The organism is Acinetobacter equi, from assembly GCF_001307195.1.
Lineage (GTDB): Bacteria > Pseudomonadota > Gammaproteobacteria > Pseudomonadales > Moraxellaceae > Acinetobacter > Acinetobacter equi.
In genome coordinates, this window is sequence record NZ_CP012808.1 from 290,685 (window position 1) to 303,756 (window position 13,072).

The following is a 13,072-nucleotide window of genomic DNA, read 5'->3' on the forward strand; positions in this document are numbered from 1 at the left end:
CTGTAATTCAAATCTCTAGAATCCTCTCAGACTCTACTTTTTGGAGTCCATCTTTTTAAGATGATGAGAAGCACTGCTTCATAAGAGAGGATTAAATAAAAAGTTTTAAGCAAACTGGCGTAAGAAACGCACGTCATTTTGATAGAACATACGTAAATCATTAATGCCATAACGAAGCATTGCAAAACGCTCTACACCTAAACCAAATGCAAAGCCTTTATATTTTTCAGGATCAATACCAGCAGCTTGCAATACATTTGGGTGCACCATACCGCAACCTAATACTTCTAACCATTTACCACGCTCATCCATGATGTCCACTTCTGCGCTTGGTTCTGTAAATGGAAAATAAGAAGGACGGAAACGTACTTTTAAATCTTTTTCAAAAAATTCATTTAATAGATTTACAAGTAAGCCTTTCAACTCAGCAAAACTTGTATTCTCTGCTACATACAAACCTTCAATTTGATGGAACATAGGAGAATGCGTTTGATCTGAGTCACAACGATATACACGACCAGGACACACAATACGAATTGGCGGCTGATTTGTTTCCATCGTACGAATTTGCACACCAGACGTATGCGTACGAAGTAAATGATTTGCATCAAAATAGAACGTGTCATGCATTGCGCGTGCAGGATGATGACCCGGAATATTTAAAGCTTCAAAGTTATGATAATCATCTTCAACTTCAGGACCAGTAGCAACCGTAAAACCAGCTTTAGTAAAAAATTGGCAAATACGTTCTTGAACTTGAGTAACAGGATGAATACTTCCGATCGTTTGTCCACGACCAGGCAAAGTAATATCAATCGTTTCACTTGCAAGCTTTTGTTCTAATGCAGCTTTTTGTAATTCTGATTGGCGTTCAGTCAATGCAGTATTGATGGCTTCACGTACAGCATGGATAGCAGCACCTTGAATTTTACGTTCTTCAGGGTCCATTTTACCAAGTGCCTTCGATTGTTCAGCTAGCTGGCTTTTTTTCCCCGTAAATTGCACACGAACTTGATCGAGTGCGGCAAGGTCTTGAGCTGCTGCAATTGCAGCAAGCGCTTCAGTGGTCAGGGCTTCCAGTGACATAGTAACTCTCAAAGCGACAAAGTTAGAAATATAATTAAAACCAGTTATTCTAACAGTTTTTAGGCAAAATTTTGAAGTTTAGCTGTACGGAAAATTAGATTAGTATATTAAAAGTAAAAAAGTATAAGATACCGTTAAATTTAAAGAGATCATAAATCATGGCGCTTGATCAAATTTGGAAGCAGCAACTCACTCTCATTACTTATGGCAATGAATATCTGAACCATGAAATCGGTTTCCAAAGTTGGGTTAATCATTCCATTTTTAATCAGCATCATTTTCAATTTCGCGATTTAAATTCACAACATTTACTTGCGCAACATTTTCAAATTTGGCTAGAAGGCTTAAAAAAACAAGGTTGTTATCGCATTAGCTTGCATAGTTCAAGCATTATTACAGATGAACAAAATCCAAATGCAAATGTAGAATTACTTCCCTTTCCACACTTTATTGTGAGCCATCATCCTAAAGCTAAATTTGCATGGATTTTAGGTAAAGAACTCGCTGAATGGTATGATGCTGAAAATGATTATAAAGCACCAACTGATCAACAAATTCATTTACGCCAAGAAACATTTTGGCGCTACGAATTAAATACAAAATTATTTAAAAAAGTTGAAGCAGATTTATTACAACAACCTCAATGGGATGATATTTACGAATATACAGAAAGTGAATTATTTAAAAATTCTAATGCCCAAGGTTTTATTGAACCTATAACTGAAGGTATTTCTTATTTTGGTGTAGATTTCAATAATGATTCAGAAAACCCAAATAGACTTCCTATTTTCCCTAAAGATTATGCTGCTGAATATGCACATCAAACCCTAATTCGCTTAGATGCTCTTTCAACTTATATTCAAAATAAAATTCAACAGCCTTATCATGAAGATGGAACAGTATTAAAACCTGAAGAGCAATTAATGCTTCGCCATTTTTCACAAAAACTAGATGACCTATCTGCTAAATTTATTGTAAAAGTTGCGAACCACTATCAAACAGCAAAACTAACACCTACTACACCCGCAAATCCATTTGATAGTGAAATATCCGAATCAAAAGTTACAAGTAAAAAGAAATTTCAAGATCCTCAAATTTCAAATAAATCTGGGGTAATCACTTTAATTATTGTGACTATTATTATTTGTTTAGTTGCTTATTATTTTGGCTTATAAAATTTAAGTCTTTTTGAATATCACGTTAAATTATAGTCATTGAGTATCAGTGCTCAGTGACTTTTTATATATATATTTTAAATTTTCCATTCATAAATTAAATCTTTTAATCCTTCTCCCATATCTTCAGCAGAAACTTCGCCAATACATTTTGCTCCCAATTTTTCATAAAAAAATCGAGATAAATTTTTATTTAACACTTCCAAAGTAATTGACTGATAACCTTTTTGTTTCAAATACTTAAAACCCTGCTGAATAAACAGCTGTCCCACTCCCTTTCCTTGATAGGCTTTTAATATATAAATAGCCTTAAGTTCTCCATTTTGACAATTAGGTTTCATATAAAAGTCTGCAAACCCAATAATTTCATTATCTTTCTCATAAACCAATATCAATTGATTAGGATCATCTAATATGATTTTCCATAATTGCTCTTTTTCATCAACAGATAAAGAATCTAAAATAGTTTGATTAATTATTCTCGTATAGGTTTCATGCCAGCTTTTTACATGAAGTTTAGCAATTAATCTAGCATCTAATGTTGTAGCAATACGCAACATTTCTTAGCCCTATATACATCCTTGTATATAAAGCTAACACTCAAAGATTTATTCGTATATTTCTTTTATGTTTAAACTGATTTTCTGCTCGCCATCATGTTGATTAATATAATGATTAACAGATACAACCGAACCCATAATTTCTGCATCTGGTCCATAAAGTACTTTAACTGTTTCACCAACACGAGGAATAATCTGTAAATTAACTTCTATTGAACCCTGACTCAAACCATTAATCTCTACAAGCATTTGATTTTTCCTATTTTATTTAACTACCATTTGACTTTAATCGTTCTTCATTTTCTTTTCATGTACATATATGTAATTATGTTTAGAACATAAAATGATATTACATTTAAATCAAATAAATAACACGATTAAATAGTTTAAATTTCCAATAAAATACGATATCCCAAACACGAAAGAAAAGCCTCACAAAAATGTTTCCAAACATATTTTAGGACATAAAAAAAGACCGCTAAAAAGCGGTCTTTTCAAATCATCAAAGATGATTATGCAGCCAATGCGCCTTTAGCTTTTTCAGCTAAAGCAGCAAATGCAACTGCGTCATGCATAGCGATGTCTGCAAGTACACGACGGTCGATAATCACTTGAGCTTTTTTCAAGCCAGCGATCATACGGCTGTACGATAAACCATTTAAACGAGCACCAGCATTGATACGTGCAATCCACAAAGCGCGGAATTGACGTTTCTTTTGACGACGGTCACGGTAAGCGTATTGACCAGCTTTGATTACCGCTTGGAACGCTACGCGGTAAACGCGTGAACGAGCACCATAGTAACCTTTAGCGCGAGCAAGAATTTTTTTGTGACGGCGATGAGCCTGTACACCACGTTTTACACGAGCCATTTATAATCTCCTTAGATGTACGGGCACATACGGCGAACTGAAGCAACGTCACTTACGTGAACCATTACACAGCCGCGTAATTGACGAATACGCTTAGCAGATTTTTTGGTCAAAATGTGGCGTTTGAACGCTTGTTTACGCTTAAAACCGTTAGCAGTCGCTTTAAAGCGTTTAGCTGCACCACGGCGAGTTTTCATCTTAGGCATAACAACCTCTTTTGAACACCTGTTCGGAACGTTCGCACCATTGCAAAACGACCTGCAGGTAAGGGAGCGAGTATTCTAAAGCATCTCTGTACAAAACGAAAGCAGTTCTTCTCATTTATTCTTTGCAAACATATGAGTTTTTTTGATAATAAAAGTCGATCAAATGATCACTTCATATTTATATTTCGTCTTATAATTCTTTATCTTTTCAAAAACATCATAAAATGAAATCAGCACAGGACGCTTTTGCAGCACTTAGATATAGAGACTTTTCAATTATTACAATCAATCAATTTTGCTTAACTTTAGCAATTTTAATTCAAGAAATTATTGTGGCTTACTCTCTTTATCAAATTACTAAAGATCCTCTCACCTTAGGTTTTATTGGACTAGCTGAAGCTATTCCTTTTATTACGTTATCTTTATGGGGTGGATACTTCGCAGATCGTTTTAATAAACAAACTATTATGAAGATTTGCTTATTTTTCGCCCTCCCCATGCCACTTATTTTATGGTGGTTATTTCATGCTTATGGACAACATCATATTAATGTTTCCTCACTATCTTGGGGAATCTATGCTGTTATCTTTGGTTTAGGAACCATCCGAGGCTTTTATAATCCATCAGCAACATCCTTAAAACCTTTTTTGATTCCGCGTGAACTGTATGCCAATGGTGCAACATGGACAACGATTGGCTGGCAAAGTGGCGTCATTATTGGCCCTATGCTAGGCGGTTTTATGTTGGCTTTTTTAGGGAAAGAAACCAGTTTATTCGCTGTCGCTATTTTACTTGCGATTTGTTTTATTTTAATTAATTTATTACAAAAACGAAGCTTTCCTAAAATTGAAACAACAAATGTCATTCAAAGCTTAGGTGATGGTTTTAGATTTATTTGGGACACTAAAATTGTACTGTGGGCAATTTCTTTAGACTTAGTCTCTGTATTATTTGGTGGTGTAATTGCCCTACTTCCTATTTTTGCAGAAGATATCTTAAAAGTTGGACCTGAAGGTTTAGGTTATTTACGTGCTGCTCCTTCAATTGGTGCCCTCATTACAATGATTGCTCTAACCAAGTTTCCACCCACCCAACATGCATGGAGAAATATGTTACTCGCTGTAGCTGGTTTTGGAGTCTTTACCATTATCTTTGCATTTTCAAATTACTTATGGCTTTCACTGCTTGCTCTTGCTATGACAGGTGCATGTGACAGCATTTCAGTGGTTATACGTCAGACTATTTTACAAATTTATCCTCCTGAAAATATGCGTGGACGTGTTGCAGCAGTGAATGGAATGTTTGTTTCTAGTAGTAATGAACTTGGTGCATTTGAATCTGGTGTTGCTGCAAAATATATGGGCACTATTTTTGCTACCCTTTTTGGTGGTGGTATGACATTAATCGTTGTCACCTTGAGTTGGATAAAAACGAAAGATTTGTTTGCTGTTGATATTACTAAAGAACATCATCAATAATTTTTTCTAGAAAATTAAATTTGGGCTTGCCAGCATGAATAATTCAATAAATACTAAAGCAGCCTGAATTTTATTTCGACAACGCTCGATTAAGACCAATTATTATGAAAAAAATCATTTGTTTATCTATTTTGCTAAGTATGGGGTTTACAGCCGCACATAGTGAAACAAAAAAGATTCATCAACTACCTGTTTTAGAGACGAGTGCTTTAGTGCCACATTTAACAACTCGCATCTCATGGAGTCAATTTCCTCAACCCAAATATAATATTGAAGATTTAAAGTCACGTGATCGTTCAGCTGTTATTCGAGTAGAAGCAGATGAAACTGGCACAGTGACTAAAACATCTGTACAAGAAAGTACTGGCTTAACCCATTTAGATAACATTTTATTAAGTGCTATACGCAATGCAAAAGTTAAGCCTTATATTCAAGATGAAATACCTGTCGCAGTTATTGGTTATCAAACATTTAATTTACGACTCAGCCATAATGATCAAGAATCATGTGATTTTACTTTTCAGTCTGAAAATTGGATAAAACAAAATTCAGATAAAAAAACTGCTTTCAAATATAAAATTCAACCACACATTGAAATAAGTACAGATGACTTAAAAGGACATGATCGTACTATTAACTTTAGTCTCAAAGTTGATAAACACGGAAATGTAAATAAAGTCGATATTCGAAAAGGTTCTGGTTCATATGACTTAGATCAAAACCTTGTTCAAGCAGTCATGCATACACCATTAGAAATTAAGCGTACGGCGAGTACGCTATGGATGTATAAAAAATCAAAATTTAAAGACAGCATTCAGTTCAAATTGGATAAGTGCCAATAATAAGTATCCGTCACATCAACAGTGAAAAAATATTTTCACTGTTGATGTTTTTATTCTGCATCAAATATATATTTATCTTATTTGAGTAGCCAACAACCCTACTCCCAAAGCACATAAAACACTTCCAATTATTGTTTTAAATTGGCTTAAAGATGAAATGCAAGCAAGTCAAAATCAATTTGCCGCTAAAAATGCGAGATAAATAAAAATATATCGCCCTATTTTAGCAAGGCTCACAATGAATAAAAAACGCATAAAATTTTCTTTTAATAATCCAGCAATTAATGTAATTGGATCACCAATAATAGGAACCCAACTTAATAACAAAGACCAAAAACCATACTTTTGATAAATTTTCTGTGCTTTTAACATTTTATCTTCAGAGATAGGAAACCATTTTTTATTTGTATAATGTTCTATTTTTAAACCTAGCCACCAATTCACACAAGAACCCAATATACTTCCAATACTTGCAATAACAATCAATATAAAAGGCGTGTAATTCCCATCCCATAAAAGACCAAACAAAATGGCTTCAGATTGTAATGGCAGTAATGTTGCTGCCCCAAAAGCAGCAACAAACAATAAGAAAAGTGCCATAAAATGGAGTTATAAACCTAATTTCTTTTTTGTCTTTAAGTATTCAAAGTTTGCCCAAAATACAGTCAAAATAATAATAACAATACGAAACCATTTAAACTTTTGTGTAATTGGATAAATTGCTTCTTTTAAAATAGTTTGGTCTTTTGTTGCTAAGCTTTCTGCTAAGTTTTGAATATATACCGCTTCACCAATAAACGAGATAAGACACACTGCAATCCCAATAATAATGCTCCAATAGATTCTAGGATTCGATTCAATAATACGGGTCGAATTTAAAAAGAAATCTTTCATAGCACCTACTCAAAAAAAACCACCAAATTTGTGGTGGCTTATCTTAGCATAAAGTTATTTTTAAACCTGAATTGCTAATGCTTTTTGTACCGCAGGTCGCTCTTCTATTCGTTCCATGTATGCTTTTACATTTGGATAATCTTCTAAATTAATTTGTTGCCATTCATATCTTTTAACCCAAGGGAAAATTGCCATATCAGCAATAGAGTATTCTCCAGCAACATAATCCTGACCAATTAATTGTTGATCTAAAACTTTATATAATCTTTTCGTTTCATTTACATAGCGGTCAGTTGCATAAGCAATTCGCTCAGGGGCAAAACGACTAAAATGATGATTCTGTCCTAACATTGGACCAAATCCACCCATTTGCCACATGAGCCACTGCTCCACTTCGACACGTGATTGTTCATCTTTAGGATAGAATAACTCGGTCTTTCTACCTAAATACTGTAAAATAGCACCTGATTCGAAAATAGAAATAGACTGATGATTCGGCCCATCCTGATCTACAATTGCTGGAATTTTATTATTTGGAGAAATTCTTAAAAAATCAGGTTGAAACTGATCATTTTCAAGAATATTAATAGGAAAAACCTGATAATCCAATTCCATTTCTTCTAATGCAATTGTTATTTTAAGACCATTTGGGGTACCCCAATAATATAAATCTATCATTCTTGTTCTATACTCCTACATCATTTCACTTGTATTTATCTGTCCACCATAATTGATTTTATATTAAACAACAAGACCATAGAAATAAAAGATTATTCACGGAATTTTACATTTGTTAAAAAAATCCTCGAAATGTTTCCAATAAAATACATATTACTTTTACGTAAAAAAATTCATCATCTTACAAGCTATATATCTTTAACATAATAGATAAATCCTTCTTATTTTTACAACTTTACTGATATTTAGAATGTTCTAAGTAAAAAAATTTTCAATATCTAAATGCATTATTTCTATTATCAGAAATGATTTTACGTTTAGGCTTATTTTTTAATTTTGAATACTCTATTTACGTATAAAAAAAGCACTGCAAATGCAGTGCTTTTTTAAGTGAGGTTATCTTACTTTTTCTTTTTAGGTCCAAGTAACATACCCATTTGACGACCTTCCATTTTCGGTGATTGTTCAACAATACCTACTTCAGCTACGTCAGCTTCAATTTTTTGTAATTGTGCAAGACCCAATTGTTGGTGAGCCATTTCACGACCACGGAAACGAAGTGTAATTTTAACCTTGTTGCCGTCTTCAAGAAACTTGATGATGGCACGCAATTTAACGTTATAGTCACCAACATCCGTTGCAGGACGGAGTTTGATTTCTTTCACCTGCACTTGATGTTGCTTTTTCTTCGCTTCTTTTTGCTTTTGCTTAAGATCAAACAAATGCTTATTGAAGTCCATAATTTTACAAACAGGTGGCTCAGCATTCGCTACAATCTCTACAAGATCTAGCTCAACGCTTTCTGCTGCACGCAAGGCATCTACCAAGCTCACAATCCCTTTTTGCTCACCATTCTCGTCTACAAGACGAACTTCTTTCGCACGAATTTCATCATTCAAGGCAGGACGGTTTGATTTGTTACCGCCCTGTTGATTACGGTCAGGCTGTTTAATCGCTGTTACTCCACAATGTACCGGCCGCGTTCGGCTACGGCTGTTTTCACTAAATCAACGAACGCATCAATTGACATAGTACCCAAATTTTTTCCTGAGCGAGTTCGTACATTTACAGTACCTTCCTCTACCTCACGGTCCCCAAGTACCAACAAGTAAGGAATACGCTCTAGTGTACGTTCACGAATCTTAAAGCCGATTTTCTCATTTCTCAAGTCAGAAATGGCACGAATACCGTTTTCTTTTAGTTTCGCAACGACTGATTCACATGCTTCAGCTTGTGAATCAGTAATATTCATAACACATGCTTGAATTGGTGCCAACCATGGTGGCATAAATCCAGCATAATGTTCAATAAGTATACCAATAAAACGTTCAAAACTGCCAAGAATTGCACGATGTAACATTACTGGCTGATCACGATCGTTATCTTCAGTGACATACGATGCATCTAAACGTTCAGGTAAATTGAAGTCACACTGAATAGTACCACATTGCCAGATACGACCTAAGCAATCTTTTAAAGAGAATTCAATTTTAGGACCATAGAATGCACCTTCACCAGGCTGTTCTTGCCATTCTAAACCTGCTTGATCTAAAGCATCTGCTAAAGATTTTTCAGCGACATCCCAAAGTTCATCTGCACCCACACGCTTTTCTGGACGCGTAGATAACTTCATTTGAACTTCTTCAAAGCCAAAATCTTTATACACATCTAGAGTTAACTTAATAAAATCAGCAACTTCTTTGCCAATTTGTTCAGTTGTACAGAAAATATGTGCATCATCTTGTGTGAAGCCACGAACACGCATAATACCGTGTAAAGAACCTGATGGCTCATTACGGTGACAAGAACCAAATTCAGCTAAACGAATTGGTAAATCACGGTAAGATTTTAAGCCTTGATTAAATACTTGTACGTGACATGGGCAGTTCATTGGTTTTACAGCATAGTTACGGCTTTCAGAATGTGTCGTAAACATGTTTTCAGCATAGTTTGCTGCATGACCAGATTTTTCCCAAAGTGAAAAGTCTACAATTTGTGGTGTTTTTATTTCTAAATAACCATTCTCTTGTTGAACTTTACGCATATATTGTTCAAGAACTTGATAAATTGTCCAACCATTTGGATGCCAGAACACCATACCTGGTGCTTCTTCTTGCATATGGAATAAATCAAGCGCTTTACCAATTTTACGGTGATCGCGTTTTTCAGCTTCTTCAATACGTTTAATATAAGCAGCTAATTGTTTCTTATCAGCCCAAGCTGTACCGTAAATACGTTGTAATTGTTCATTCTTCGCATCACCACGCCAGTAAGCACCTGACATTTTTGTAAGTTTGAATGACTTTAAGAATTTGGTATTTGGTACGTGTGGACCACGACACATATCCACATATTCTTGATGATAGTACAAGCCCATTTGGGTCTCTTCTGGCATATCATCAATTAAACGTAATTTATAATCTTCACCTCGCTCAGTGAAAACTTTAATTACATCAGCACGTGGTGTCATTTTTTTAATAACATCATAGTCTTGATCGATGAGCTTTTTCATACGCTCTTCAATCGCTGCCATATCTTCTGGTGTAAATGGTTTTGGACTGAATACGTCATAGTAGAAACCGTCTTCAATGACAGGTCCGATTACCATTTTCACTTCAGGGAATAACTGTTTTACAGCATGACCGACTAAATGCGCACATGAATGACGAATAATTTCTAAGCCTTCATCATCTTTTGGCGTAATAATTTGTAAAGTCGCATCTTCAGTAATCAAATCACAAGCATCGACTAGCTGTCCATTTACTCGACCAGCAACAGTGTTTTTCGCTAAACCGGGACCGATACTAGCAGCAACTTCCATTACTGATACAGCTTGATCAAATTGCTTTTGATCACCATTTGGCAACGTAATAATTGGCATATTAAAATCCTTAAGGAGTGATGCCCCGTACCATGGAGCATATCACCGCGAGATTATGATCGAGGAAAACCTCAAAAGATAAAAACGGTGGATAAATATAGAATCACTTAGAATTTTACACGCCATCGCCATTTTAATAAACCATTTATCTTTCATTTAAAAAGATTTATACAACCAAGCGGGCTAAATCTATGATTCTTTTTTTCTAAAAATTTAAAATTATCTGTTTTTTCAGACTTTTATAAATTTCTCCAATGTTGTGCCTGACAATTGTTTTGATCCCATAATTGTTTAAAATCATCACTTAATAACCACTGATATTCCACATGCCGTGCAGCATAAATTTCATCATCCAAACTCAGTCCATCTTGTGAGGGATGGCACATAATCACACTATTATTTGGTGCTTGTGCCAACCATGTTTTCCAAAGTTTTTTTAATTCAGCCACATCTGCATCAAAACTATAAATACCACCAAATGAAGCATTATGTGGCCATTCTGACTGTTGTAGTTTTTGTTGTAATGACCATCCACCTAGTGCAAAAATAATTTTTGCTTTTAATTCTTTTTGAAATGTTGATGTATTACGTAGCGGAATCTTTTGCTGATAACGCTGTTCAATACAATCTAATAAAATCTGACGAACTTGGGGAAATTGATGTACATGCTGATGGCCATCAATAAAATCTGGAATTGCACCAATTTTTTGCTCAAATTGATCTAATTGATGTTCAATTAAATTTTTTAATTCTTTTTTAGAAAACCGACCTAAATAAGCTTTAAATAATACTTGCTTCAAATTACCTTGGTGAGCAAGCCCAGTTAAATCAAAATGCAATCCAATATCAATATTCAGTTGTCTAAGTATATTCACTTCATCTGGATGAATATCACCTAAACTCATAAAACTAGTCGCTTGGATACGTTTTTGTTTCGCAAGTTCGATAACTGCTGCATTAATAGCTGGCGAAAGTCCTAAATCATCTACATTAATAATGATATTTTTCATTACCTTCAACTGCCCCTAAATGCCCAAAAACGTGCCAACACAAACGTAAAAACTGTAACCAATCCTGTTGCGACAATCCAAATGAGAACATAATATTTTGCTCCCCATAAGTGAATTCCGAACATAAAAAATATCTGATTTAAAAGAAATCCGATTACTGAACTAATCAACCATTTTGCACAACTTTTTCGCCAATGCTCTTTATTTTCTAAAGTACGAAAAGTAATTTTTAAGTGACCAGTAAAACCCACTATAAAAGCAATAAAAAATGCAAAAACATTGGCAAATATAGGCTTAACACTCATTATTTGCACAAAAAAGAGAAGTGATAAAAAATGTACTAAGGCATTAAAACCACCAACAAGTAAAAAAAATAAACCTTGTTGATGAATTGGCTTTAATCCTGTTTTTTGCTGTCCCATTTCTTATCCACAATGTAAAGCGGTCTTTGCTTCACTTCATCATAAATTCGACCAATATACTCCCCAATTACACCTAAACAAATAAGCTGTAATCCTGCGGAAAACATAATTCCAACAGCTAAAGTTGGCCATCCTTCCAAGTCACGTCCAAAAAATATTGTGTCGGCAATAATAAATAATCCGTACAAAATAGCCATGATTGAGACTAAAAAACCCATACGGGAAATCCAACGCAAAGGCTTTACAGAAAAAGAAGTAATTGCAATTAACGCTAGCTCAAACAAATGACTAAAATTAAAAGAACTCTTACCTTCTATACGCTGTTCTGCTTGAAATGGAACATATAATGCTTTAAATCCAACCCATGAATATAAGCCTTTCATAAACCTTTGGCGTTCTGGTAAATTCAGTAATGCATCCACAACTTTTCGCTTCATTACACGAAAATCACCTGCATGAGGCTCTAACTGATAGCGCTGTGAATCTTGCATGAAACGATAAAAGATATTTTTATATAATTTTAAAAAAATACTTTCATAAGCACGTGTTTCTTGGACAGCTGCCACCATATCAACAGGCGAATGCTCAATTACATTTAACATTTCATCAAGAACAGAAATTGGATGCTGTCCATCAGAATCCATCATTGCAACTAATTGCCCACTTGCCTCTTCAAGACCTGCACTTAAGGCAGCCTCTTTGCCAAAATTTCTGGAAAGTTGAACCAAGTTCAAAGTTACATTTTTAGGCGTAAGTTGACTTTGCTTAGCAAAGACATCATATAAATTATCTTTACTGCCATCATCGACCAAAATTACTTCAGAACAATCTGCTCTAGATTCAAGGAATGAATAAAGTTTCGGTAAAATTACATCTACATTTTTTGCATCATTGTATGCAGGCAAAATAATAGACAACTGTATTACTTCATCTATCTCAATATTCATTTCATCTAATGTCTTCGTCAT

General features: G+C 34.6%; 16 protein-coding genes. 3 read left to right on the top strand and 13 right to left on the bottom strand.

All coding sequences use genetic code 11. From position 1 onward, the window contains the following. Positions 1 to 105 precede the first annotated feature (105 nt). On the bottom strand, positions 106 to 1,086 hold the full coding sequence (pheS, locus tag AOY20_RS01320; RefSeq protein ID WP_054580202.1) for a phenylalanine--tRNA ligase subunit alpha: 981 nt from the start codon (positions 1,084 to 1,086) through the stop codon (positions 106 to 108). A 158-nt stretch (positions 1,087 to 1,244) separates the two neighbouring features. Between pheS and AOY20_RS01325 the strand changes: the two genes are divergently transcribed. Beyond that, the gene (locus AOY20_RS01325; protein ID WP_054580203.1) at positions 1,245 to 2,261 is read left to right on the top strand and encodes a hypothetical protein; all 1,017 of its coding nucleotides are present in this window, start codon (positions 1,245 to 1,247) and stop codon (positions 2,259 to 2,261) included. A gap of 77 nt (positions 2,262 to 2,338) precedes the next feature. Here the strand turns inward: AOY20_RS01325 and AOY20_RS01330 are convergent, their stop codons facing one another. The 4 genes from AOY20_RS01330 to rpmI form a co-directional block, all read right to left on the bottom strand. After that, the gene (locus AOY20_RS01330; RefSeq protein ID WP_054580204.1) at positions 2,339 to 2,821 is read right to left on the bottom strand and encodes a GNAT family N-acetyltransferase; all 483 of its coding nucleotides are present in this window, start codon (positions 2,819 to 2,821) and stop codon (positions 2,339 to 2,341) included. A gap of 48 nt (positions 2,822 to 2,869) precedes the next feature. Next, complete coding sequence (locus AOY20_RS01335; protein ID WP_054580205.1) at positions 2,870 to 3,070, bottom strand: hypothetical protein; 201 nt, start codon at positions 3,068 to 3,070, stop codon at positions 2,870 to 2,872. A 263-nt stretch (positions 3,071 to 3,333) separates the two neighbouring features. Beyond that, entirely contained in the window at positions 3,334 to 3,693 is a 360-nt protein-coding gene (rplT, locus tag AOY20_RS01340; RefSeq protein WP_054580206.1) for a 50S ribosomal protein L20, read from the bottom strand. A gap of 11 nt (positions 3,694 to 3,704) precedes the next feature. Continuing rightward, on the bottom strand, positions 3,705 to 3,899 hold the full coding sequence (gene rpmI, locus AOY20_RS01345) for a 50S ribosomal protein L35 (RefSeq protein WP_004278281.1): 195 nt from the start codon (positions 3,897 to 3,899) through the stop codon (positions 3,705 to 3,707). A gap of 224 nt (positions 3,900 to 4,123) precedes the next feature. Here rpmI and AOY20_RS01350 point away from each other — a divergent pair, with 224 nt between their 5' ends. Beyond that, positions 4,124 to 5,377, top strand: a complete 1,254-nt coding sequence (locus tag AOY20_RS01350; protein WP_054580207.1) for an MFS transporter — start codon at positions 4,124 to 4,126, stop codon at positions 5,375 to 5,377. Positions 5,378 to 5,481: 104 nt separating this feature from the next. After that, positions 5,482 to 6,219: a TonB family protein gene (locus tag AOY20_RS01355; protein WP_054580208.1), complete on the top strand. Its 738-nt coding sequence runs from the start codon at positions 5,482 to 5,484 to the stop codon at positions 6,217 to 6,219. 174 nt (positions 6,220 to 6,393) lie between these two features. On the opposite strand, the gene AOY20_RS01360 is transcribed toward AOY20_RS01355, so the two are convergent. The 8 genes from AOY20_RS01360 to AOY20_RS01395 all read right to left on the bottom strand — a co-directional run bounded on the left by AOY20_RS01360 (position 6,394) and on the right by AOY20_RS01395 (position 13,072). Then, positions 6,394 to 6,819 carry a YqaA family protein gene (locus tag AOY20_RS01360; RefSeq protein ID WP_054580209.1) on the bottom strand — a complete coding sequence of 142 codons (426 nt, stop codon included), beginning with the start codon at positions 6,817 to 6,819 and terminating at the stop codon, positions 6,394 to 6,396. 9 nt (positions 6,820 to 6,828) lie between these two features. After that, on the bottom strand, positions 6,829 to 7,113 hold the full coding sequence (locus AOY20_RS01365) for a hypothetical protein (protein WP_054580210.1): 285 nt from the start codon (positions 7,111 to 7,113) through the stop codon (positions 6,829 to 6,831). Positions 7,114 to 7,173: 60 nt separating this feature from the next. Next, positions 7,174 to 7,791: a glutathione S-transferase family protein gene (locus AOY20_RS01370; protein WP_054580211.1), complete on the bottom strand. Its 618-nt coding sequence runs from the start codon at positions 7,789 to 7,791 to the stop codon at positions 7,174 to 7,176. A 401-nt stretch (positions 7,792 to 8,192) separates the two neighbouring features. Continuing rightward, a complete protein-coding gene (gene infC / locus AOY20_RS01375; protein WP_081403329.1) occupies positions 8,193 to 8,744 on the bottom strand; it encodes a translation initiation factor IF-3 in 552 nt (183 codons plus the stop codon). Positions 8,745 to 8,749: 5 nt separating this feature from the next. Then, positions 8,750 to 10,672: a threonine--tRNA ligase gene (thrS, locus tag AOY20_RS01380; RefSeq protein ID WP_054580212.1), complete on the bottom strand. Its 1,923-nt coding sequence runs from the start codon at positions 10,670 to 10,672 to the stop codon at positions 8,750 to 8,752. A 239-nt stretch (positions 10,673 to 10,911) separates the two neighbouring features. Next, entirely contained in the window at positions 10,912 to 11,682 is a 771-nt protein-coding gene (locus AOY20_RS01385) for a ChbG/HpnK family deacetylase (protein WP_054580213.1), read from the bottom strand. A gap of 5 nt (positions 11,683 to 11,687) precedes the next feature. After that, positions 11,688 to 12,104: a GtrA family protein gene (locus tag AOY20_RS01390; RefSeq protein ID WP_054580214.1), complete on the bottom strand. Its 417-nt coding sequence runs from the start codon at positions 12,102 to 12,104 to the stop codon at positions 11,688 to 11,690. Continuing rightward, the gene (locus AOY20_RS01395; protein ID WP_227510355.1) at positions 12,080 to 13,072 is read right to left on the bottom strand and encodes a glycosyltransferase family 2 protein; all 993 of its coding nucleotides are present in this window, start codon (positions 13,070 to 13,072) and stop codon (positions 12,080 to 12,082) included. The genes AOY20_RS01390 and AOY20_RS01395 overlap by 25 nt, the downstream gene beginning before the upstream one ends.